The sequence below is a fragment of the Capillimicrobium parvum genome (assembly GCF_021172045.1).
Taxonomy (GTDB): Bacteria; Actinomycetota; Thermoleophilia; order Solirubrobacterales; family Solirubrobacteraceae; genus Capillimicrobium; species Capillimicrobium parvum.
Genome location: NZ_CP087164.1, coordinates 4,735,834 through 4,757,956 on the forward strand (window position 1 = coordinate 4,735,834; position 22,123 = coordinate 4,757,956).

22 protein-coding genes and 1 tRNA gene are annotated in these 22,123 nt (G+C 72.8%); 10 read left to right on the forward strand and 13 right to left on the reverse strand.

The window, feature by feature from the left end; all coding sequences use genetic code 11:
- Positions 1 to 9: 9 nt before the first annotated feature.
- Entirely contained in the window at positions 10 to 693 is a 684-nt protein-coding gene (locus DSM104329_RS23105) for a response regulator transcription factor (protein ID WP_326924459.1), read from the reverse strand.
- Positions 694 to 770: 77 nt separating this feature from the next.
- Between DSM104329_RS23105 and DSM104329_RS23110 the strand changes: the two genes are divergently transcribed.
- Positions 771 to 1,481 (forward strand): SOS response-associated peptidase, encoded by a 711-nt coding sequence (locus DSM104329_RS23110; RefSeq protein ID WP_259312215.1) that lies wholly within the window; start codon positions 771 to 773, stop codon positions 1,479 to 1,481.
- Entirely contained in the window at positions 1,478 to 2,230 is a 753-nt protein-coding gene (locus tag DSM104329_RS23115) for a sulfite exporter TauE/SafE family protein (RefSeq protein ID WP_259312216.1), read from the forward strand. Before DSM104329_RS23110 ends, DSM104329_RS23115 begins: the two co-directional genes overlap by 4 nt.
- 247 nt (positions 2,231 to 2,477) lie before the next feature.
- On the opposite strand, the gene DSM104329_RS23120 is transcribed toward DSM104329_RS23115, so the two are convergent.
- From DSM104329_RS23120 to DSM104329_RS23155, 8 genes are all read right to left on the reverse strand, one after another.
- Positions 2,478 to 3,242 carry a cyclase family protein gene (locus DSM104329_RS23120; RefSeq protein ID WP_259312217.1) on the reverse strand — a complete coding sequence of 255 codons (765 nt, stop codon included), beginning with the start codon at positions 3,240 to 3,242 and terminating at the stop codon, positions 2,478 to 2,480.
- Between the two features lie 11 nt (positions 3,243 to 3,253).
- On the reverse strand, positions 3,254 to 4,189 hold the full coding sequence (locus tag DSM104329_RS23125; protein ID WP_259312218.1) for a fumarylacetoacetate hydrolase family protein: 936 nt from the start codon (positions 4,187 to 4,189) through the stop codon (positions 3,254 to 3,256).
- Positions 4,190 to 4,201: 12 nt separating this feature from the next.
- Positions 4,202 to 4,492, reverse strand: a complete 291-nt coding sequence (locus tag DSM104329_RS23130; RefSeq protein WP_259312219.1) for an antibiotic biosynthesis monooxygenase family protein — start codon at positions 4,490 to 4,492, stop codon at positions 4,202 to 4,204.
- 47 nt (positions 4,493 to 4,539) lie between these two features.
- Positions 4,540 to 5,769: a cytochrome P450 gene (locus tag DSM104329_RS23135; RefSeq protein ID WP_259312220.1), complete on the reverse strand. Its 1,230-nt coding sequence runs from the start codon at positions 5,767 to 5,769 to the stop codon at positions 4,540 to 4,542.
- On the reverse strand, positions 5,766 to 6,740 hold the full coding sequence (locus DSM104329_RS23140; protein ID WP_259312221.1) for an LLM class F420-dependent oxidoreductase: 975 nt from the start codon (positions 6,738 to 6,740) through the stop codon (positions 5,766 to 5,768). The genes DSM104329_RS23135 and DSM104329_RS23140 overlap by 4 nt, the downstream gene beginning before the upstream one ends.
- A gap of 151 nt (positions 6,741 to 6,891) precedes the next feature.
- Positions 6,892 to 7,638: a FadR/GntR family transcriptional regulator gene (locus DSM104329_RS23145; protein ID WP_259312222.1), complete on the reverse strand. Its 747-nt coding sequence runs from the start codon at positions 7,636 to 7,638 to the stop codon at positions 6,892 to 6,894.
- Complete coding sequence (locus DSM104329_RS23150) at positions 7,638 to 8,798, reverse strand: acyl-CoA dehydrogenase family protein (protein ID WP_259312223.1); 1,161 nt, start codon at positions 8,796 to 8,798, stop codon at positions 7,638 to 7,640. The genes DSM104329_RS23145 and DSM104329_RS23150 overlap by 1 nt, the downstream gene beginning before the upstream one ends.
- 2 nt (positions 8,799 to 8,800) lie before the next feature.
- Positions 8,801 to 9,181 carry a hypothetical protein gene (locus DSM104329_RS23155; RefSeq protein WP_259312224.1) on the reverse strand — a complete coding sequence of 127 codons (381 nt, stop codon included), beginning with the start codon at positions 9,179 to 9,181 and terminating at the stop codon, positions 8,801 to 8,803.
- A gap of 21 nt (positions 9,182 to 9,202) precedes the next feature.
- Between DSM104329_RS23155 and DSM104329_RS23160 the strand changes: the two genes are divergently transcribed.
- Complete coding sequence (locus tag DSM104329_RS23160) at positions 9,203 to 10,084, forward strand: Rieske 2Fe-2S domain-containing protein (protein ID WP_259312225.1); 882 nt, start codon at positions 9,203 to 9,205, stop codon at positions 10,082 to 10,084.
- A 63-nt stretch (positions 10,085 to 10,147) separates the two neighbouring features.
- Entirely contained in the window at positions 10,148 to 11,818 is a 1,671-nt protein-coding gene (locus tag DSM104329_RS23165; RefSeq protein ID WP_259312226.1) for a hypothetical protein, read from the forward strand.
- A gap of 143 nt (positions 11,819 to 11,961) precedes the next feature.
- On the opposite strand, the gene DSM104329_RS23170 is transcribed toward DSM104329_RS23165, so the two are convergent.
- From DSM104329_RS23170 to DSM104329_RS23185, 4 genes are all read right to left on the reverse strand, one after another.
- A complete protein-coding gene (locus tag DSM104329_RS23170) occupies positions 11,962 to 13,860 on the reverse strand; it encodes a kelch repeat-containing protein (protein ID WP_259312227.1) in 1,899 nt (632 codons plus the stop codon).
- A gap of 241 nt (positions 13,861 to 14,101) precedes the next feature.
- Positions 14,102 to 14,175, reverse strand: a tRNA-Pro gene (locus DSM104329_RS23175).
- 122 nt (positions 14,176 to 14,297) lie between these two features.
- Positions 14,298 to 14,555 (reverse strand): hypothetical protein, encoded by a 258-nt coding sequence (locus tag DSM104329_RS23180; RefSeq protein ID WP_259312228.1) that lies wholly within the window; start codon positions 14,553 to 14,555, stop codon positions 14,298 to 14,300.
- Positions 14,552 to 16,228 (reverse strand): RNA polymerase sigma factor, encoded by a 1,677-nt coding sequence (locus DSM104329_RS23185; RefSeq protein ID WP_259312229.1) that lies wholly within the window; start codon positions 16,226 to 16,228, stop codon positions 14,552 to 14,554. Before DSM104329_RS23185 ends, DSM104329_RS23180 begins: the two co-directional genes overlap by 4 nt.
- A 78-nt stretch (positions 16,229 to 16,306) precedes the next feature.
- Between DSM104329_RS23185 and DSM104329_RS23190 the strand changes: the two genes are divergently transcribed.
- From DSM104329_RS23190 to DSM104329_RS23215, 6 genes are all read left to right on the forward strand, one after another.
- The gene (locus DSM104329_RS23190; RefSeq protein WP_259312230.1) at positions 16,307 to 17,068 is read left to right on the forward strand and encodes a Nif3-like dinuclear metal center hexameric protein; all 762 of its coding nucleotides are present in this window, start codon (positions 16,307 to 16,309) and stop codon (positions 17,066 to 17,068) included.
- 74 nt (positions 17,069 to 17,142) lie between these two features.
- On the forward strand, positions 17,143 to 17,328 hold the full coding sequence (locus DSM104329_RS23195) for a hypothetical protein (protein WP_259312231.1): 186 nt from the start codon (positions 17,143 to 17,145) through the stop codon (positions 17,326 to 17,328).
- 54 nt (positions 17,329 to 17,382) lie between these two features.
- Positions 17,383 to 19,185: an AMP-dependent synthetase/ligase gene (locus DSM104329_RS23200; RefSeq protein ID WP_259312232.1), complete on the forward strand. Its 1,803-nt coding sequence runs from the start codon at positions 17,383 to 17,385 to the stop codon at positions 19,183 to 19,185.
- A gap of 34 nt (positions 19,186 to 19,219) precedes the next feature.
- Positions 19,220 to 19,696, forward strand: a complete 477-nt coding sequence (locus tag DSM104329_RS23205; protein ID WP_259312233.1) for a hypothetical protein — start codon at positions 19,220 to 19,222, stop codon at positions 19,694 to 19,696.
- A 6-nt stretch (positions 19,697 to 19,702) separates the two neighbouring features.
- Entirely contained in the window at positions 19,703 to 20,809 is a 1,107-nt protein-coding gene (locus DSM104329_RS23210) for a pyridoxal phosphate-dependent aminotransferase (protein WP_259312234.1), read from the forward strand.
- Positions 20,810 to 21,072: 263 nt separating this feature from the next.
- Positions 21,073 to 22,122 carry a helix-turn-helix transcriptional regulator gene (locus tag DSM104329_RS23215; RefSeq protein WP_259312235.1) on the forward strand — a complete coding sequence of 350 codons (1,050 nt, stop codon included), beginning with the start codon at positions 21,073 to 21,075 and terminating at the stop codon, positions 22,120 to 22,122.
- The last annotated feature ends 1 nt before the right edge of the window (position 22,123 follow it).

A 22,123-nucleotide genomic window follows, 5' to 3' on the forward strand; every position in this document is an offset into this window, starting at 1 on the left:
CCCCGCGCATCAGTCGCGCAGCACGTAGCCCACGCCGCGGACCGTGTGCAGCAGGCGCGGCTCGCCACCCTCCTCGAGCTTGCGCCGCAGGTAGCCGACGTAGACGCCGAGCGAGTTCGACGCCGGCCCGAAGTCGTAGCCCCACACGCGCTCGAAGATCGCCGAGCGAGTGAGGACCTGGCGCGGGTGCGTCAGCAACAGCTCGAGCAGCGAGTACTCGGTGCGCGACAGCTCGATGCGGCGGCTGCCGCGCTGCACCTCGTGGGCGGCGAGGTCCATCGAGAGGTCGGCGAAGCGCAGCGTCCCGGACCGCTGCTCTGCGCCGTCGCCGTCGTCGGCGCGGCGCAGCAGGGCCCGGACGCGCGCCTGCAGCTCGCGCAGGGCGAACGGCTTGACGAGGTAGTCGTCGGCGCCCGCGTCGAGGCCGGCGACGCGGTCGTCGATCGCGTCGCGGGCGGTGAGCATCAGCACCGGCGTGCGGTCGCCCGCGTCGCGCAGGCGCCGGCACACCTCGATGCCGTCGATGCTCGGGAGCCCGATGTCGAGCACGATCATGTCGACGTGGCGGGTGGCGAGCACGTCGAGCGCGTCCCGGCCGTCGCCGGCCAGCACGACGTCGTGGCGCTCGAGCGCGAGCGCCCGTTCCAGCGCCGAGCGCACGCCCGGCTCGTCGTCGACGACCAGCACTCTCACGCGCACAGCATGACGCTCCGGCTCATGGCCGGCGATGGCACCGGCGGGCACCCCGGCGGCCTCGTAGAGTGAGCCGCATGTGCGGCCGGTACACGAACACGCTCAAGCGCGAGGATCTGGCGAGGATCTTCCCGGAGGCCGCCCACCTCGCCGACGCGACCGGCTGCGAGCGCTTCAACATCGCGCCGACGCAGGACGTGCTCGCCGTCGTCGAGCGCAAGGGCGAGCGGCGGATGGGGCCGCTGCGCTGGGGGCTCGTGCCGTTCTGGGCCAAGGACGTGAAGATCGGGGCCAAGATGGTCAACGCGCGGGCCGAGACGCTGGACAGCAAGCCCGCGTTCCGCGACCTCGTCGCGCAGGCACGGTCGCGCTGCCTCGTCGTCGCCGACGGCTACTACGAGTGGCTGCGCCCCGAGGACCCCAAGGCGCCCAAGGTCCCGGTGCACATGGCGCTGGCCGGCCGCCGTCCGTTCGCGTTCGCGGGCCTGTGGACGTGGTGGCGCCCGCCGGAGGGCGGCGAGCGCCTCGCCACCTGCACCATCGTCACGACCCGTGCGAACGCGGAGGTCGCGCACGTGCACGACCGCATGCCGGTGATGCTCTGCGACGACGACTCGCGCGACGCCTGGCTCGACCCGGCCAACGACGCCGCTGCGCTGGCGCCGCTGCTCGAGCCGCTCGCCGCGGGCCTGCTGACCGTCACGCCGGCGAACCCGTGCGTGAACTCGCACGTCAACGACGGCCCGGAGTGCCTCGAGGCTCCGGATGCGCCGTTGACCCTGCTGTGACCGTCCTCGAGGCGATCCTGGTCGTGATCGCCGGGGTGTGGGCGGGGACGATCAACACGGTGGTCGGCAGCGGGACGCTCGTGACGTTCCCGGTGCTGCTGGCGATCGGCTACTCGCCCGTGGTGGCGAACGTGTCGAACACGATCGGTCTCGTGCCCGGGTCGGTGTCGGGCGCGATCGGCTACCGCCGCGAGCTGCGCGGCCAGCGCGACCGCCTGCTGCGCTTCGGCGCGATGACGTTCCTCGGCGCCATCACGGGCGCCGTCCTGCTGCTCGTGCTGCCGGCGTCGGCGTTCAAGGGCATCGTCCCGTTCTTCATCGTGATCGCGCTCGTGCTCATCGTGCTCCAGCCCCGGTTGGGCGGCTGGATCGCGCAGCGCCGCCCCCACGGGGCCGAGCACCACGTCGGCCTGCTGCTCGGCATCTACGCCACCGGCGTCTACGGCGGCTACTTCGGCGCGGCGCAGGGGATCATCCTGATCGCGATGCTCGGCGTCGCGGTCAACGACGACCTGCAGCGCCTCAACGGCCTGAAGAACGTCCTCGCCGGCCTGGCCAACCTCGTCGCCGGCGTCATCTTCATCTTCGTCGCCGACGTCGCCTGGGGGCCGGTCGTCCTCATCGCCTGCGGGTCGATCGTCGGCGGCCAGCTCGGCGCGCGCTACGGCCGGCGGCTGTCGCCGAGCGCCCTGCGGATCGTGATCGTCGCCGTCGGCGTGTTCGCGATCGTGCGGCTCCTCGCGTTCTAGAGAACCCACGGGGGCCCGCCTCCCCGCCGCAGCCTTCAGCAGCGCACCTTGTCTCGCCCGGGCGGCGGTCGGCACCCCTAGCGAGAGAACCCACGGGGGCCCGCCTCCCCGCCGCAGCCTTCAGCAGCGCACCTTGTTTCGCCCGGGCGGCGGTCCGCACCCCTAGCGAGAGAACCCACGGGGGCCCGCCTCCCCGCCGCAGCCTTCAGCAGCGCACCTTGTCTCGCCCGCGCGACGGTCGGCACCCCTAGCGATCCTCGAGGATCGCGACGACGCGCGCGGGCGCGGCACTCGCCCGCTCGATCTTCAGCGGGAAGCAGGCGACCATGAAGCCGGTCGGCGGCAGCGCCGCGAGGTTCGTCAGCCGCTCGATCTGCGAATACGGCAGGTCCATCTGGTGCGCCGCCCAGAGGATCCCCGGCTCGTCGCGCTCGAGCGCCTCCTTGGCCTGCCCGTCGAGCGGCGCGTCCCAGCTCCAGCCGTCGATGCCCATCACCCGCACGCCGCGATCGAACAGCCACCGCGTCGCCTCCGGGGTCACGCCCGGGCCGCGGAACATGTAGTCGCGCTGCCCGTAGAACCGGTCCGAGCCGGTGTGCACGAGGACGATGTCGCCCGGCCGCAGCTCGTGGCCGGCAGCGGCGATCCCCTCCTGCATCTGCGCGGCGGTGACCGCATCGCCGTCCTCGCGGCCGAGCGCGTCGACCACGACGCCCGGCCCGTAGAACCGCTCGATCGGCAGCTCGTCGATCGTCTGCGCCCGCTCTCCGCCGATCGTGGAGTTGTAGTGCCAGGGCGCGTCGACGTGGGTGACGCTGTGCGTGCCGGCGTTCAGGCGCTCGGCCGCCGGCCCCTCGCCGTCGCGCAGGAGGCGCGGCGGCGTCCCCAGGAGCTTCTCGAACTCGGCCGCTCCCGACGCGTGATCGTTGTAGGTGATCTCGGTGCGCAGGAACTCCGGCAGGTCCGGCGGATCCGAGGTGATCGTGTGCGACAGGTCGACGATGCTCGCCATGGCGCCGCTCCTCAGCGTCGCTTCGGCGCGCCGTGGTCGACGGGCTCGGCGCCGGCCACGATGCGGTTGGCGATCGTGCCGATGCCCTCGACGGTCATCGTCACCTCGTCGCCCGGGGCCAGCGGCGGCGGGTCGATCGCGCCGCGCCGCCCCCACAGCTCGCCGAGGCATCCGCCGCCGCACGTGCCCGAGCCGATCACGTCGCCCGGCACGAGCCAGGCGCCGCGCGACGCGTAGACGAGCATCTGCTCGAACGACCACGCCGCGCTCGCCAGCGAGTCGGACCCCATCTCCTCGCCGTTGCGCCAGACGGTCATCCGGAGGTCCAGGCGCCCGTCGCCGTCGCGCCGGCCCTCGAGCTCGTCGGCGGTGACGATCCACGGGCCGAGCGTCGAGGCGAAGTCCTTGCCCTTCGCCCATCCCATCCCGAGCTTGCGGTCGAAGCCCTGCAGGTCGCGGCCCGACCAGTCGTTGAAGATCGCGTATCCGGCGATGTGGTCCCGGGCGGTCTCGACGGTCAGGTCGCGCCCCGGCGTCCCGATGATCGCGGCCACCTCGAGCTCGTAGTCGAAGAGCCTGCACCGCGGCGGCACCTCGATGTCGTCGCCGGTCGCGAACAGCGCGTTCGGGTTGGAGAAGTAGAACGCGGGCGCCTGGTACCAGGCCTCGGGGACCTTCGCGTCCGGCCCCTCGGTCATGACCATGCCCTCGACATGCTGCTCGAAGGCGACGAAGTCGCGCACGACGGGAGGGTGCAGCGGCGCACGCAGGCGCACCTCATCGAGCGTGACCGGATCCTCGGCGTCGGCGGCCAACGCGTCGCGCTCGGCCGGCGTCGCCGTCAGCAGGGTGAGGACGTCGACCTCCGGCGCCAGGGCGCTGACGCGGTCCTCCTCCACCACCCCGAGGTGGTCGGCCCCGGCATGTCGGTAGCGGGCGATGCGCATGGCAGCTGCTCCTCAGTCGATCGGCTGGAAGTGCTCGACGGCGGGCGGCTCGGCGAAGTACGGGCCGATGAGCTCGCGCCAGCGCCCGAAGCGCTCGGACTCGCGGAAGCCCTGCATGTGCGCCTCGACGCTGTCCCACTCGATGAGCAACAGGTACGTCGAGGGTTCCTCGATTCCTCGAGCGATGCGCACCGACCGGAAGCCGTCGGCCTCGGCGACGACCTTGCGGGCCTCGCGGAACCCCGCCTCGAAGTCCGCCTCGAAGCCTGGCGTCACGCTGATCACGGCGCGCTCGACGATCATCCTTCGACTCCCTCTTGCATCGCGTTGGCGGGCGGCAGCGTAGCGGGCTATGCCGACTCGAACGCGATCGGCAGCGCGTCCGTGCCGTAGATGCCGCTCACGCTCTGGAGCACCGGCTCGCCGTCGAGGCGCAGCGTCCGAATGCGGCGGGCGAGGAAGGCGAGGGCCTCCTCGAGCTCGGCGCGGGCCAGGTTCGCCCCCACGCAGTAGTGGATGCCGGCGCCGAAGGTGAGCATCCGCGGGCCCTTGCCCTCGCCCGTGATGTCGAACGTCTCCGGGTGCGCGAACACCGCCGGGTCGCGGTTGCCGGAGTACGCGCACACGACGATCACGGTGCCTTCGGGAAACGTGACGTCGCGGTAGGTGACCTCCTCGACGAGCAGCCGCGCCGTGAACGGCGTGATCGGCTCGAAGCGCAGCGCCTCCTCCGCGGCCCGGGCCGCGAGCCCGTCCGGGTCGGCGCGCAGCGCACCCCACTGGTCGGGGTGCAGCGCGAGCAGCCGCACGGCGTGGGCGAGCTGGCTCTGGGTCGTGTCGACCCCGCCGACGAGGATGTTCAGGACGAGGTTCTCGAGCTCCTTGTCCGACAGCCGGTCGCCGGCCTCCTCGGCGGCGATGAGCGACGAGATGAGGTCGTCGGCCGGGTCGTCGCGCCGGCGGGCGATGAGCGGTCGCACCCAGTCGTAGAACTCGCCGACCTTGCGCTGGATGATCGCCACCTGATCGGCGTCGGACAGCGCGATCGGGTCGAACTGGCGCTGGATCCACATCGACCAGTCGTGCAGCCGCGGCGCGTCGTCGAGCGGCGCGCCCATCACCGTGGCGATGGTTCGCGCCGGGTACGGCTTGCAGAGCGCCTCGACGAGGTCGCAGCGCCCGGCCGCGGCGGCCGGCGCCCACAGGTCGGCGAGGAACTCGCGCATCGCCGGTCGGTAGCGGATCACCGCGCGCGGGGCGAGCGCCGGGTTGACGAGCGAGCGCAGGCGCCGGTGCTCGTCGCCGTTCGTGTTGATGATGTTGCCCTCGATCTGCTCGTGCAACGGCCCGTCGACGATGCCGAACAGCTGCGCGATGAGCCGGCCGGGGAAGATCGCCGCCTTCGTGCGCAGGAAGTGCTCGCCCGCCTCGCGGTCGAGCACGATCGTGGCCAGCGGCGAGCGGGCCAGCCACCCGCCGCCGTCCATGAGCCGGGCGATCGCCTCGTGCCAGCGCTCGCCGTACAGCTCGGGGTCGGCGATGTCGAGGTCGGGGAGGTCGAGCTCGGCGACCAGCGTCACGTGCGGCCCGCGCTCACGCCGATGAGCGGGGCCAGCGTCTCGCCGGCCAGCGTCAGGGTCTCGATGTCGTGGACGTCGGGCAGCGAGAACGTCAGCCCGTCGAGGCCGGCGTCGAGGTAGCGCTGCACCTCCTCGCCGACGCTGTCCGGATCGCCGGCCATGACCATCCGGCTGAGGCGCTCCGGGTCCGTGTGAGGACGGATCTGGTCGAGCTTGGCCTGCGCCGCCTCGTGCGTCGGCGCGATCAGCAGGACGGCGAGCCGGGTCTTCGTGATCTGGCCGGGGTCGCGGCCGGCCTTCTCGCAGTGTCCGCCGAGGACGCCCATGAGGTGCTTGACGTGCGCGACGTCGCCGAAGACGTTGCAGCCGTCGGCGTACTCGGCCACCATCCGCAGCGTCTTGCGCTCACCGCTGCCGCCGACGACGATCGGGACGTCACCGCGGATCGGGCGCGGGTTGTTGAGCACGTTGTCGGTGCGGTAGTGCCTGCCCGAGAAGCTCGACTCCTCCTCGGTGAACATCTTGCGCGCGATCTGCAGCGCCTCCTCCAGGCGCTCGAAGCGCACGCCCAGCGCGGGGAAGTCGAAGCCGTAGGCGTTGTGCTCCTCCTCGAACCACGCCGCGCCGAGCCCGAGGAAGGCCCGGCCGCCCGACAGCACGTCGATCGTGGTCGTCGCCTTGGCCATGAACGCCGGATTGCGATAGGTCACGCCGCCGACGAGCAGCCCGAGGTTGATCGTCGACGTGCGCGCGGCCAGCGCGGCCAGGCCGGCGTTGCCCTCGAGCATCCAGTTCGTGCGCGGACCGACCCCCGGGATCTGATGCAGATGGTCCATCAGCGTCACCGACGTGAAGCCGGTCCGCTCCGCGGTCCGGGCGATCTCGGTGAGCTTGTCGAGCAGCCCCTCCGGGCCCACCCCCGGGTAGTTGAAGTTCGGCAGGTGCAGGTCCAGCGAGATCGGCGCGCGCATGTCGAGACACGCTACTCCTCGGCCGCGCGAGCCTGGACACCCTCGAGGTGCATGGCGCCGATGGTCGGCGGATCCTCGAGGGCGCGCCCGACCGCGACGAGGCGTCGGCGCAGGTCGATCACTGCCGATCGCCGCGACGGAGTGAGCGCGGTCAGCGCTTCGCGCCGCTCCAGGTTCGCTCATACCCCGGCCGCAGCGAGCGCAGGTGACGGCGCATCGCCTCCTCGGCCGCATCGGCGTCGCCCGACTCCATGGCCAGCGCGATCTCCTGGTGCTCGTCGTTGATCGCCTGCAGCGCGCTGCGCGGCAGCTTCGAGCGCTGCAGGTGCGTCTGCAGCACGACGAAGATCGGCTGGGCGGCGATGGACAGCAGCGGGTTGCCGCTGGCCTGCACGAGCCGGAAGTGGAAGTCGCGGTTGTGGACGAACTGCTGCTCGACCGACAGGCTGAGCGGGTCGCCGGGAACCGTGTCGCGCAGCGCCCGGACCTCGTCGGGCGAGCTGCGCAGGGTGGCCAGCCGCGTGGCCGGGACCTCGATGAGCTCGCGGGCCTCGAGGAAGTCGTCGAGGCGCAGGCCGGCCGACGCGCTCATCAGGCCGAGGTTCGAGCTCAGCAGCTCCGAGACCCCGGCGACGGTGGGGACGTTGACGTAGCTGCCGCCCCCGGTGCCCTTCGCCGTGCGCACGAGGCCCTGCGCCGACAGCAGGCGCAGCGCCTCGCGCACCGTGGCCCGGCTGACGCCGAACTCGGCGGCGAGCATCGCCTCGGTCGGCAGGCGCTGGCCGGGCCCGAGGACGCCCGAGGTGATGAGCTCGCGCAGCTGCTCGGCGACCTGCTCGAACGCCTTGCGGACCCGGCGGATCGGGACCGCGCCGCCGCCCAGCTGCGCGGGCGCCATCAGTAGGACCGCGGCAGGCCGAGGACGTGCTGGCCGACGAAGGCCTGCACGAGGTTGTTGCTGACCGGGGCGACCTGGTAGAGCCGGGTCTCGCGGAACTTGCGCTCGATGTCGTACTCCTCGGCGAAGCCGAAGCCGCCGTGGGCGTCGAGCGCGGCGTTCGCCGCCTGCCACGAGGCCTCCGACGCCAGGTACTTCGCCATGTTCGCCTCCGCGCCGGCGGGCTGGCCGGACTCGTAGAGCCACGCCGCCTTCCAGCGCATGAGGTCGGCCGCCTCGACCGCCATCTTCGCGCGCGCGAGCGGGAACTGCACGCCCTGGTTGGAGCCGATCGGCCGGCCGAACACGACGCGGTCGCTCGCGTACGCCGTCGCGCGATCGAGGAAGAAGTGACCGTCGCCGATGCACTCCGACGCGATCAGGATCCGCTCGGCGTTCATGCCGTCGAGGATGTAGCGAAAGCCCTTGCCCTCCTCGCCGATGAGCGACTCGGCGGGCAGCTCGAGCCCGTCGAAGAACACCTCGGTCGTCGCGTGGTTCATGAGGGTCTTGATCGGCTTGATCTGCAGCGTGTCGCCGCGGTCGCGCATGTCGACGAGGAAGACCGACAGCCCCTCGGTCTTCTTGCCCACCTCGTCGAGCGGCGTCGTGCGCGCGAGCAGGACCATGAGGTCGGAGTGCTCGGCGCGCGACGTCCAGATCTTCTGGCCGTCGACGACGTAGCCGCCGTCGTCCTTGCGCCGGGCGCGCGTCTTGATCTTCGTCGTGTCCGAGCCGGCGTCGGGTTCCGTGACGCCGAACGCCTGCAACCGCAGCTCGCCCGACGCGATCCGCGGCAGGTACTGCTGCTTCTGCCCCTCGCTGCCGTGGCGCAGCAGCGTCCCCATGACGTACATCTGCGCGTGGCACGCACCCGGGTTGCCGCCGCTGCGGCTGATCTCCTCGAGGATCACGCTCGACGCGCCGATCGGCAGGCCCGAGCCGCCGTACTCCTCCGGGATCAGCGCCGCGAGCCAGCCCTGCCGGGTGAGCTCCTCGACGAACTCCGTCGGATAGGTCGAGGGCTCCAGCGCGCGCCAGTACTCGCCGGGGAACTGGGCGCACAGGGCGCGGACCGCGTCGCGGATGTCGGCGATCTCGTCTGGTTGGGAGAAGTCCATCGTCACTCCGGCTCGCGTGGGGTTGAATAGCCCATTGTATGACTTTGGGCGGTTTGGCCCGCGCTTCGCACGCAGCCGCCAGGATTCGTGCGGCGGTCCTCGGCACGCGGTTCGTCGCGGCCGCCGAGGCCGATGCGTACCCCGGCTACCAGGAGCGGATCGCCCGCCGCGGGCGCGGCCGACGCGGTGCGCCGCGACGTGTTCGGCTTCGACTTCCCCGACGCCGAACGGCGGCGGGCGACCTCGACCAGATGAGCCCGCTCGCCGGGCAGTCGTCGGGCCTGATCGCGGGCGTGCGGCCCGCGACCCGAGATCGTGCGCGACATCGCCGCCGAGGCCGGCGCAGCGATCGCGCGGGTCGCTTCAGGCGCGTAGACCCGCACGCCGCGGGGCAACAGGCGCCCATGACCGCAACCAGAGCGCCGCGACTGGCGGCGGCGGGGCGCGTCGCGCGCATCGCCGCACTCGACGGGCCGGCCAAGCGCGCCGGCAAGGCCGTCCGGGGAGCGCTGTCGCCGGGGCCCCTGCGCGACGCGCTGGCGGGCACCTGGCTCGGGCACGCGCTGCACCCGGTGCTCACCGACACGGTGATCGGCACGTGGATGAGCGCGACGCTCCTCGACGTCACCGGGGGCGACCGGGCCGCGGCGCGCCGGCTCGTCGGGGCGGGCGTGATCGCCGCGCTGCCCACCGCGGTGACCGGCTTGGCCGATTGGGCCGACAGCGAGGCCGCCGACGACGGCGTGCGCCGCGTCGGCGCTGTGCACGCGGTGGCGAACAACGCGGCGCTCGGACTGCAGGTGGCGTCGTTGGTCGCGCGCGGCCGGGGCCGGGACGGGCGCGGGGCCGCGCTGTCGCTCGTCGCGATGGGCGGCGTCGCGGCGAGCGCCTACCTCGGCGGCTACCTCAGCTTCGAGCGCGGCGTCGGGGTCGACCAGACCGCGTTCGACCCGGGGCCCGCCGACTGGACGCCGGCGATGGCGGCCGCCGATCTGCGGGAGGGCGAGACGACCTCGGTGGTCGTCGGCGACACGCCGGTGCTCCTCGTGCGCTCGGGCGGCCGGGTCCGCGCGCTGCACGACCGCTGCTCGCACCGCGGCTGCTCGCTGGCCGAGGGCGACCTCGACGGCGACGTCATCCAGTGCGGCTGCCACGGCAGCCGCTTCCGCCTCGACGACGGCGCGATCGAGCGGGGACCGGCCACGGCGCCGCAGCCCGTGCTCGACGTCCGGGAGGCGGACGGGAGCATCGACGTGCGCCTCGCGTCAGCATCCGCGCTCGGTTAGCCCGCAGCGGCCCGCGGGTAGCGCTACCGCCAGATCGGCCACGGAAGGACGTTTGGGGGTCACATGCGCTTGTCCCATCTGCTCGCTGCCGCGGGCTCGCTCCCGGTTCTCGCCATCGCTCCCTCCGCCGCCCACGCGGCGTTCGGGGTGACGACGCTCGCCGCGACGCCGGGCTCCACGCAGGCCGGCGGCCACGCCGACTTCACGCTCGACATGAGCTTCGCCGCGGGCGACGACGTGCGCGACCTCGTCATCCACCTGCCGAAGGGCTTCGTGGGCAATCCGCAGGCGGCGACGGTGTGCACGCAGGCGCAGTTCGCATCCGACAAGTGCCCGTCCGGCGCCCAGGTCGGCACGACCACCGTGACCGCGACCGTGACGCCCAACGGGATGCTGCCCGCGGTCACGCAGACGCAGGCCGTCTCCGGACAGGTCTTCAACCTCCAGCCGCGGGCCGGGGAGCCGGCGCGCCTCGGCGTGCTGCTGCCCGCCACCTCGACCGGCGGCGGGCTCGTCACCACGCGGCCGATCCGCCTGCAGTCGGTGGCGACCGTCCGCACGAACGGCGACTACGGGCTCGACTCGACGATGGCGAACCTGCCGCGCACCGTGGAGTCGAACGTCGGCTCGCTGACGAGCCACATCGACCGCATCCAGCTGACGCTGCGCAGCCGCGCGCCCGGCGCTTCGCTGCCGTTCCTGACGAACCCGACGACCTGCACCCCGGCGACGACCAGCGTCGATGCGACCTCCTACGCGGGCGCGCGCGGGTCCAACGCCTCGACGTTCACGCCGACGGGCTGCGACGCGGTGCCATACGACCCGAAGGTCACCGCGACGCTGGACGGGGCCGGCGTGCACCAGCACCCGAAGCTCACGACGGTCGTCAGCCAGCAGGCGGACGAGGCGACGAGCTCGCGGGTCGTGGTCACGCTGCCGTCCGGCATCGGGCCCAACCTCGCCGCCCTGTCGAACCCGTGCTCGTCGGAGGCCTTCCAGTCCGGGGACTGCCCGGACAGCGCCAAGGTCGGCTCGGGCACCGCGGTCACCCCGCTGCTCGCCGACCCGCTCTCCGGCCCGGTGTATCTCGTGACCGCCCCCAGCGGCGGGCTGCCCCAGCTCGGCATCGCGCTGGCGGGCCTGCTGCCCGTGAAGCTGCGGGCGTCCGTGTCGGTGGGCTCGGGCACGCGTCTCGTCTCGACCCTCGACGGGCTGCCCGACGTCCCGCTGTCCTCGTTCACGCTGGTCCTCGACGGGGGCGACAGGGGTCTGCTCGTCTCGGGCCTGGACCTCTGCGCCGCCCAGCCGACGGTCGACGCGGTCTTCACGTCGCAGTCGGGCATGGAGCGCACCGCGACCGCGCCGGCCACGGCGACGAACTGCGCCCCCGATCCGTCGGGCTCCGGCCCCACCGGTGGCGGCGGTGGCGTGAAGAAGCGGCGCCCGAAGGTGACCGCCCGGCTGTCGAGGGCCGGCACGCTCGTGGTCGTCGCGCGCGTGCCGAAGGGCGCGTCGAAGCTGCGCCGCGTGCGCGTCTCGCTGCCCAAGGGCCTGAAGGCGGACGCCGGCCGGCGGCTGCGGGTCAACCGCGCGAAGGGCGCCCGCTCGATCAGGCTGCGCGTCGCCGCCAGGCACCTGACCGGTACGACGATGTCGAAGAAGGCGAAGGTCACGGTGGTCGCCCGGACGGCCGCGGGGCGGACGTACGAGGTGCGGGCCAAGCTGCGCCGCTGAGCGCCGGAGCGAGACCCGAAACGAAGGAAGCCCCCGTCGCGTGACGGGGGCTTCGTTCAATCGGGGCGATGGTTCAAGTCGCGGCTCGCTGGCGCGTGCCGGGGAGGGTGCCGATATGTGCCATCCCGGCCGGGCCCGGTCGCTCAGCCGCGCACCAGGGGAGCGGACGCGGTCACGTTCAGACCGGCGCTTACGAACTGGCTGGTGATCCGCACGGCGCGCACTTTGTCGCCGTGCAGCAGCTTCTTGCCGCGGCTCGTGACATGCAGGAGGAGGTGTGCGGGGCCGGCTGACGTGGATCGCACACGCCCGTAGGCGATCGTGTGTCTGCGGTTGCCGGTGGTATGCAGGCGCACATGTTCTACGCCGGCGGCAGGCAACGTGATGTGCATCGTCGCCGCGCCGGTTCGGCGTAGCTTGCGGATCGCGCCGCGCAATCGCTTCTGGTCGGTGTGGAGCTGGGCGTAGACGGCTTGCCTGGTGAGTCCCGCGGAGCGGCCTTCGTGCCGGGGCGGCGGCGTGCCGGACTCATTGGATGACGGCGGCGGCGGGGGATGCGTCTCGTCATCGCCTTGTGCGGTGCTGGCGAAGGCGCGCACGTCGATGGTCGCCGTCGCCGACGCGGTCTGGCCGCCCGCCGCGGTGACATGCACACCGACGCGGTACAGGCCCGGCTCGGGGAACGCATGGGCCACGCGCGGCCCGCCCGGCGTTTCGTAGCGTTCGTCGCCGTCGAGATCCCACACGAAGCTCAGCGCTAGGTCGCTGGGATCGCGCGATCCTGAGGCGTCGAGGATCACATCGCCGCCGGCCACCGCGGGCAACGCGCCGGTATCGAGGACCGCGTGAGGCGCGGGGGGCAGCGTGAGGATCTCCGCACTGGCGAGCGGCCGGCGATCGCGGCCGCTGCCGCCGGCCACGAGGACGCGCCCGTCTGACATCAGCGTCGCGGCATGGCCGCGGCGCTGCGACTGCATCGCCGGGCCGGGCGACCAGGCGTTCGTCGCGGGGTCGTAGAACTCGGTGGTTGCCAACGCGGCACTCTGCGCGTTCACCCCACCGGCCACGAGCACGCGGCCATCGCGCAACAGCGTCGCCGTGTGCAACGCGCGGGGCGTGCTCATCGGCGGACCCTCAACCCACGCGTTGGTCGCCGGATCGTAGATTTCGGTGTCGGCGATCACCGGCCCGATGTTGTCGGACCCACCACCAGTGACGACGACCCGCCCGTCGGCCAACCGCGTCGCGGTGTTCCCGACCCGCCCGACGAGCATGTCGGGCGCGGCAATCCAGTCGTCGGGTTCCGGCGCAAAGAGAAACGACTGCGGGCTGCATCCGCACTCGAACTCGTTGGTGCCGCCCGCCACGAGCACCCGGGCATCGTCCAGCAGCGTCGCGGTCAGCCGCTCGCGGCCGTCGGGCATGTCGGGCAACGCCGACCAGGCGTTCGTGGCGGGGTTGTAGGCCTGCACGGTGGCGACTTCACTCGGGCGACCGGCCGTGCCGCCGAGTGCGAGCACGCGTCCGTCGGCGAGTCGCACGGTCCCACCCGGCCACTGGTAAGTGGTCATCGGGCCGGTCCATGACCACGTGTCGCCGACGGCGTCGTACACGCGCGCGCGCAGGTCGTCAACCGTCTGCGGCCCCGAGATGAGCACCCGGTCATCCGCAAGCAGCGTCCCGAGGCCCCCATTCGAGCCGGGGCCCGACGCCGATCGCGACCACGTCCGCGTTGCCGGCTCGAAGATGTCGACGTCGATCCCACCAGGGACCGCTCCGGATCCCCCCGGCACGAGCACCCGGCCATCACGCAGCACCAACGCGTCGGTTCCTGCCCGGGGCTTGGTCATCGTCCCCGCGTCCGACCACGCCGCGGGCGCGGCACCCGCGGTCACGGGCGTCCACACCACATACGCGGTCATGAGCACGCCCACGAACATGACCGGCATCGGCAACAGGCGCCACCACGGCGCCAAGATCCTCATGACCACGATACGCACCGCACGCACGCCAGCCGACAGGCAACCGTTCTGGTTCTTCACCCGTGACCGTCGCGTCGATCGCTGTGCGGGTAGGCCAACCAGAACGCCCGGCCCGCACATACCTACCGTCACTGCGATGCGGCCGGCGATCTCTGGCCTCGAGGATTTTGCTAGCGACGCGACCCTGAGCGCGCTCCGTTGCATCAGTCGCCACGGCGAAGGCCGCGACGGATTGCTACCTCATTACCTCGAGCTTCTGCCAGAACGACGAAGCCCCCGTCGTGACGGGGGCTTCGTTCAATCGGGGCGCCCGGATTCGAACCGGGGACCTCACCGACCCGAACGGTGCGCGCTACCAGGCTGCGCCACGCCCCGATGAGGGTGCGGAGTCTAGAAGATCGCCAGCGCCAGGCGTCGTGGCCGGACGTTCGGCCGTCTGCACCCGCTCAGCGGGCACGGACGCCCACACGTCGCCTCGCCGGCGTCGCGACGCCCGGTCAGCCGTCGCCGCCCGCGACCGCCTTGTAGTACCGGACCGCCAGGCCGGTCATCAGCGTCTGGAAGGCGCGCTCGAGCTCGGCGCCCTCGGCGGCGGCCCAGCGCTCGAGGCCCTGGTCCTCGATCGCCTGCGCCTGGGCGATCACGTCGTCGACGAGATCGGGGTGGCGGTCGGTGAAGTAGGCGCCGATCGAGTAGAGGCTCGTGTCGGTGAGCGACTCGAGGAACAGCGCCGCGTCGGAGGGATCGGCGGTCAACCGCCGAGCAGTCCGCCGGTGACTCCCGTCGCGGCGTCCCCCACCTTGTTCGTCACGTCCTGGACGGCGCCCGTGACCGGGGTCACGGTGCTCTCGACGGCCTGGGTGACGTCGTTGGCGGTTGGCACCTGGATCTGAGTATCGCCCAACGACGACACATCCGTCGAGGGGAGCGCCGGCGCGGAGGGCACCGAAGGGGTGCTCGGCACCGTGCTCGTGACCGGCGTGGCGGTGGTCGGAGAGCTCGTCGACCCGCTCACGATGCGCTTGCCCTGGTCGGCCGCCTGGTTGAGCGTGCTGCTCGAACCGGAGCCCGCGCCCGAACCGGACGCCGGCTGCGAACCGATCCCGCCGCCCGAACCGGCCGCGGCGGGCGCCGTGCCCGTCGCGCCGGTCGAGGTGCCGGTCGAGGAACCGCCCCCCGCCGAGCCCGAGCCCTTCGCCGGCGACCCGCCGGCGCCGCCCTTCGCCGCGCCCGAGCGCTTCGTGCGGCGCGACGGCGCGGACGCCTTCGGCGCGACCACGCTCGCGGAGCGCGTCACGGCCGCAGCGGTCCGGACCGGGGCCGATGCCCGGCGCGCCGGCGCGGACGCCGGGCCGCTGCTCGAGCCGCCGGATACCGCAGCGGCCAGTGCCGCAGGGTCGCCCGCGCGATCCACCTGCGGACCCGAAGAGGTCACGACGTTCGCGCCGACCCCCGCCACGGCGACCGTCGCCGCCGTCGCGACCGCCTTGAACCACCCGCCGCCGCCCGCGTCGAGCACCGGCCCCGCCGCGTGCGCCCAGGACGCCAGCGCACCCGCGCCCCCGCCGGCATCGCCTCCGGCCGCCACGTGATGCGAGCCGATGCCGAGCCAGCGATCGCGCAGGAACGCCGGGAGCGGCAGAAGCCCGGCGACCTTCGCGCGCACGCCCGTGCGCGCGGGAAGCTCGTCGGCGAGCCCGGCCAGCGCGGCCGCCCGCCGGCACGGCTGGCAGTAAGACACGTGGCGCGCCATCCGCCGCTGGTCGCGCGCGCCCAGCCGTCCCGCGTCGGTGGCGGCGATGATGGCCTGCACGCGCTTGCAGCGCTCCCCGGTCACCAGCTCGTCGTACTCCTCGGCCAGGCGCTTGCGCGCCCGGAACAGCGTGGACTCGACGGCCGGACGCGTCATGCCCAGGCGGTCGCCGATCTCCGCGTACGTGCGCCCCTCGAGCTCGCGCATGACGAGGATGCGGTGATGCGTGTCGGTCAGACCGACGAAGGCGCTGCGCAGGCTGTCGAACTCCATCCGCGCGCTGACCTCGGCGTCAGGCGTGGGGCTCGAGGACTCGAGGGTCGGGCCGACGCCGTCGTCCGCGTCGAAGGAGACCTCCTCGGCGCGCCGCGACCGCCGGAACTGGTCGATGCACGCGTTCTTGGCGATCTCGTAGATCCACGGCTTGAACGCGATGGGCCGATCCGTGCGGCGCATGCGGCGCAGCGCGCTGACGAAGATCTCCTGGGTGACGTCCTCGGCGCGGCCGTGGTCCTTGACCATGCCGAACACGTACGCGGTGATCCGCCGCTGGTACCGGGCGTAGAGTGCCTCGAAGGCGCGGTCGTCGCCGGCGCGGGTGGCGGCGACCAGGTCGTCGTCGGTGGGTTCCCCCCGGCACGCGCGCACCGGCGGGTTCAGTGTGGCTGCTTCCATTCCCCTCAGCTCCCGGCAGGTGCCGTCCATAGCTCGGCACTCCCCCTACCCAGAAACACTAGCGTTCAAAAGCACAGGATGACGCCTCTCGCCGACCTCCTCAGCCACCTCGACGCGCTGCTGCGTCCGAACACGTTCGCCGACTACGGCCCCAACGGCCTGCAGGTCCCCGGGCGCGACGAGATCGACCACGTCGTGACCGGCGTGTCGGCCTCGGTCGCTCTGTTCGAACGGGCCGCGGAACTCGGCGCCGGCCTCGTGCTCGTGCACCACGGCCTCTTCTGGGGGTCGGGCCCGGCGCGCCCGATCGACGCCGCGCTCAAGGCCCGCCTCAAGCCGCTCTTCGACCACGACATCGCGCTCGCCGCCTACCACCTGCCGCTCGACGCCCACCCCCAGGTGGGCAACAACGCGCTGCTCGCCACCGGGCTCGGCGGGTCCGTCGACCGGTCGTTCGCCGCGCACGGCGGCGAGCCGGTCGGGTTCGTCGCGCGCTTCGACCCCCCGATCGGCCGCGACGAGCTGGTCGAACGGATCCGCACCCTGACCGCCCGCGAGCCGCTCGTCTTCCCCGCCGGCCCGGACCCGGTGACCACGCTGGGCATCGTCTCGGGCGGCGCCGCCGATGACGTCGTCGAGGCGATCGACCTCGGGCTCGACGCCTTCCTGACCGGCGAGCCGGCCGAACGCGTGATGGCCATCGCACAGGAAGGTGGTGTCACATTCGTCGCTGCGGGGCACTACGCCACGGAGACCTTCGGAATCCGGGCGGTCGGCGAGCTCCTCGCCGAGCGGTTCGGGGTGCGCCACACGTTCGTCGACATCCCGAACCCGATCTAGAAAATCGGCATTGAGGACGTCCAGAGGTCGCGCTATCGTCGGCCGCACGTCCATCAACACAAAGGGGGAGGCCCATGGCGATCCACCTCACGCCCACCGAGCTCGCACGCGAAAGCGGACTCGAGAGACGAGAAGTCATCTCCAAATGCATGGAGTTGGGCGTGCCGATCTTCCAGGGCCGCATCGACAAGAGCCTCTTTCTGGACAGCATGCGCGAGGTCGGCGACCCGTCGCCCGACGCGCAGACTGCCAGGGTCTGAGTCACTTCACACGCAGTAGCATCGGCCTCCGGTTCCCGACGGAGGAGGAAAGGGATGGAGGCCACCGCGTCGACCGCGTCGACCCCCGAGCGGACCGGGTCGAAGACGATCGCCGATCTGCTGCCGCGTGCCGCAGAGCTGTTCGGCGCCCGCACGGCGGTGCGCTACCGCGACGGCGACAAGTGGCGGGACCGGTCGTTCGCTGAGCTGGGGGCGATCGCCCAGGAGATCGGGCTGGGGCTCGTGGACCTGGGCATCGCCGCCGGCGACCGAGTCTGCATCCTCGCCAAGACGCGCGCCGAGTGGTCCTATGTGGACTTCGGCATCACGATGGCCGGCGGGATCGTCGTGCCGATCTACCAGACGAACTCGCCGGAGGAGTGCGAGTGGGTGATCGGCAACTCGGAGGCGGTCGCGATCTTCTGCGAGGACCCCGAGCAGCTCGCCAAGGTCGCTGAGATCCGCGACCGGCTTGCGCTCCTGCGCCATGTTGTCGTGATGGAGGGCGCAGCGGAGGGCGACGCGATCACGCTCGACGAGCTGCGCGAGCGCGGCCGCCGCCACGAGCGTGCCGAGCTCGAGGCGCGCTGGAACGCCGTCGGCCCCGACGACCCGTACACGATCATCTACACGTCGGGGACGACCGGGCCGCCGAAGGGCTGCGTGCTCGCCCACGGCAACTACCGCGCGATCGTCGACATGGTCGCCGAGCGGGAGCTGTTCCGCGGCCCCGACGACCTCGTCTACCTCTTCCTGCCACTCGCCCACTCGTTCGCGCTGCTGATCCAGCTCGCCGCGTTCGACCAGGGCACGGCGATCGCCTACTGGGGCGGCGACACGAAGCAGATCGTCGCCGAGCTCTCGCAGGCCAAGCCGACCTACCTGCCCTCCGTGCCGCGGATCTTCGAGAAGATCTACACGCTCGTCTCGGCGAACGTCGAGCCGGAGATGCTCGCCCAGGCCGTCGCGGTCGGCGGCCGGGTGCAGGACCTGCGCGTCGCCGGCCAGGACGTCCCGGCCGAGCTGCAGGCCGCCTACGACCAGTTCGACGCGAAGCTGTTCGCCAACGTGCGCGCGGCGTTCGGCGGGCGCCTGCGCGAGGCGATCACGGGGGCGGCGCCGATCGCCAAGGAGATCCTCGAGTTCTTCTGGGCCTGCGGCGTACCGGTCATGGAGGGCTACGGCATGACCGAGACCGCCACGGCGGCGACGGTCTCCACGCCGGAGAACCACAAGTTCGGGACGGTCGGCCGGGCGCTGCCGGGCGTGGAGCTGGCGATCGGCGACGACGGCGAGGTGCTCATCCGCGGCGCGAACATCTTCCGCGGCTACTACCGCAACGAGGACGCGTCGTTCGGCGCGGTGGTCGACGGCTGGCTGCACACCGGCGACCTGGGCTCGCTCGACGCGGACGGCTACCTCTCGATCACCGGCCGCAAGAAGGACATCATCATCACCGCGGGCGGCAAGAACCTGACGCCGGCGAACATGGAGAACGACCTCAAGCAGTCGCGCTGGATCTCCCAGGCGGTGATGCACGGCGATCGGCGGCCGTTCCCGTCGATGCTCATCACGCTCGACGAGGAGGAGATCGTCCCCTGGGCGCAGCAGCACGACATCGAGGACACCTCGATGGCCGCGCTCGCGCGCGATCCTCTGGTGCTCGAGCTCATCCAGGGCGAGCTCGACCGCGCGAACGCGAGGTACGCCCAGGTCGAGCAGGTCAAGCGGTTCTTCATCCTCGACCATGACCTGTCCCAGGAGACCGGCGAGCTGACGCCGACCCTCAAGGTCAAGCGCAACGTGGTCAACGAGATGTACGCCGGCCGCTTCGACGAGCTCTACGCGGGGCGGTAGGGCGCAGGCGCCCGCGCCGCTACCGTCAGCCTCGATGCGCACCGATCCCACCGACACCGGCGGGCTGTTCACCGGCCGCCGTCCGGGAACCGCCCCGGTTCGCTACCGGGGAATGCCGCAACGCGGCTCGTCGCGGCGCCAGCACGTCGACGATGCGCTCGCGCTGCTGATCGCGGCGGGGATGGCCGTGGTCAACCTCCTGTTCTGGGGACCGATCCCGGCCGGGGCGCTGTGGATCGCCTCGCGCATCAGCGGCGACGGCGGCCAGCGCATCTTCCTGGCGATCGTCGCCGCGTTCGCCCTCTGCATCGCCGGGCTGTTCACCGGCCTGATCGTGCTCAAGAAGCTCGACGGATGGTGGCTGCTCGTCCGGCGCGCGGCAGGCCACGACCAGCGCAAGGGGATCATCGGGCCGATGTTCGGCGTGTGCGCGGTGGTCGGCGGCACCGCGTTCGTGATCTGGCTGGTGTTCATCGCCGGGCTGGGCTCGACGTCGATGCCCGGCTCCTAGTCCGAGATGGGCCTGCTGGACTACTACCGGCAGTTCGAGGAGCAGCCGCCGGAGGAGGTCTCGGCCGAGCTGCGCGAGCGAGCGGCCGAGCGCCGCCGGCAGGCGCTGTCGCGCGTCGAGCCCCTCGACCTGTCGGCGCTCACATGGCCGGAGCTGCCGCCGTCGGTGGTCGTCAACGCGGTCACCTACGTCGCGCGGCGCGGGCTGCACCGCTATCGCGAGCCGCATGCCGCCGAGTTACGCTCCGAGCTCGCGCACCGGCTGGGCCTCCCGGCCACGCGCGTGGTCGTCGGCAACGGCGCGGCGCAGCTGCTCGGCTCTGCGGCCCAGGCGCTCATCGAGCCGGGCGACGAGCTCGTCACGCCGTGGCCCTCGTACCCGCTGCTGCCCGTGCTGGCGCGGCGGGCGGGCGGCTCGGCGGTGCCGGTCGGCGCCGCGTCGGGCCGGCCGGCGGAGGCGATCGTCGCCGCGCTGACCGACCGCACCCGGATCGTCGCCCTCTGCAACCCGAACGACCCGACCGGCGAGTGGCTCGACGAGGCGGCGCTGCGGGCGCTGCTGTCGGCGCTGCCCGAGCGCGTGGTCGTGCTGCTCGACGAGGCGCTCGTGGAGTACGCGCCGTCGAGCGCGGCCGGGCTCGTCGAGGAGTTCCCGCGGCTGCTCGTCTTCCGCTCGTTCTCGAAGGCGTGGGGGCTGGCCGGGCTGCGGATCGGCTACGCGGTCGGCGGGCCGGACAGCGAGCCGCTGCTCGAGCGCGTGGAGCCCGAGCTGGGCGTCAACGAGCTGGCGCAGGCGGGCGCCCTGGAGGCGCTGCGCGCAACGGATGCGCACATGGCGCGCCGCGTCGAGGCCGTGCGGATCGAGCGGGCGCGGCTCGCCGGCGAGCTGGAGGCGCTGGGCCTCTCCGTGGCGCCGAGCGAGGCGAACCTCCTGTGGCTGGGCGCCGACGGCTTCGATGGCGCGGGGCTCGCCCACGAGCTCGAGACCCGCGCGAAGATCCGCGTCGCCGAGGGCGGCCGGTTCGGCGACCCCGACCGCATTCGCGTGGCGGTGCAGGACGAGGCGGCCGGCGACCGCCTGCGCGACGCGCTCGCGGCGATCCTGCGCGGCTGAGCGCCGCCCGCGCTCGCGGCGATCCTGCGCGGCTGAGCGCCGCCCGCAGCGCCGAGCGTCGAGTTTCTGCGCCGTGGGCTGAGAAAGTCGACGCTCGGCGCGGGTGCGCGGGTGCGCGGGTGCGCGGGTGCGCGGGTGCGCCGGTGCGCGGGTGCGCCGGTGCGCGGGCCCGCGGGCGCGCGGGCGCGCGGGCGCGATTTCCCCCCACAAATCTGGGTCATCGCTTGAGACGCCTCGCCTCGCCTGCCACGATCCTCGGCGGCATGGTGGCCTCACCCGAACGCACGGAGCGCGCGATCGCAGACCTGAGCCGGCGCGGGCTCGACTCCCCCACGCTGCGCCGCCAGGCGATGACGGTCCTCAGCCGGGCGGTCCCGGTCGACGGCTACTGCTTCGCGGCGGCGGACCCGGAGACGCTCGCGATGGTCGACCACACGACCGACGGCGTCGACCGCAGCCAGGCCGGCGCGCTCTACCGCAACGAGTACGGCGAGCGCGACGTCGCCAAGCACGCCGAGCTGGTGCGCCAGGACATGCCGGTCGCCGTCACCTCGCACCTGACCGGCGGCGACGTCACACGCAGCCGCCGCCATCGCGAGCTCCTCGGCCCGATGGGCATCCGGCACGAACTGCGCGCCGCCACCGTCGCCGACGGCGCGACCTGGGGCTTCCTGCACCTCTTCCGCGGCCCCGACCGCAGCGACTTCACCGCGCAGGAGGCGGCGCTCGTCGCCCGCGCGTCGCGCCACCTCGCCGCCGGCCTGCGCGCCGCCACCATCGGTGAGGGCGTGACGATGACCGCCGCTTCCGAGGCGCCCGCCCTCGTCGTCCTCGATGAGCGCGACCGCATCGTCGAGGCCACGCCCGGCGCCGCGATCTGGCTGCGGCGGGTCGCCGACAGCGAGCGCCCGGACGAGCCCGTCCCCGAGATCCTGCAGCTCCTCTCCGCCTGGGCCCGCGCGAGCGCCGCCGGCGCGCTCACGGCGGTCCCGCGCGCCCGTCTGCGCGGCGGTGACGGCTGCTGGGTGTCGCTGCACGGCTCGGTCACCGCCGGCGCCGGCGGGGCCGGCGGCCGCGTGGCGATCATCCTCCAGCCGGCGACCCCACCCGAGCTCGCCCCGCTGCTGCTGTCGGGCTTCGGCCTCACCCCGGGCGAACGCGAGGTCTGCGAGCTCGTCCTCGCCGGCGAGTCGACGAAGGCGATCGCCGCCGACCTCTTCATCTCGCCCTACACGGTGCAGGACCGCCTCAAGACGATCTTCGCGAAGGTCGGCGTCCGCAGCCGCCGCGCGCTGGTCGCGCGGCTGCGCTGAA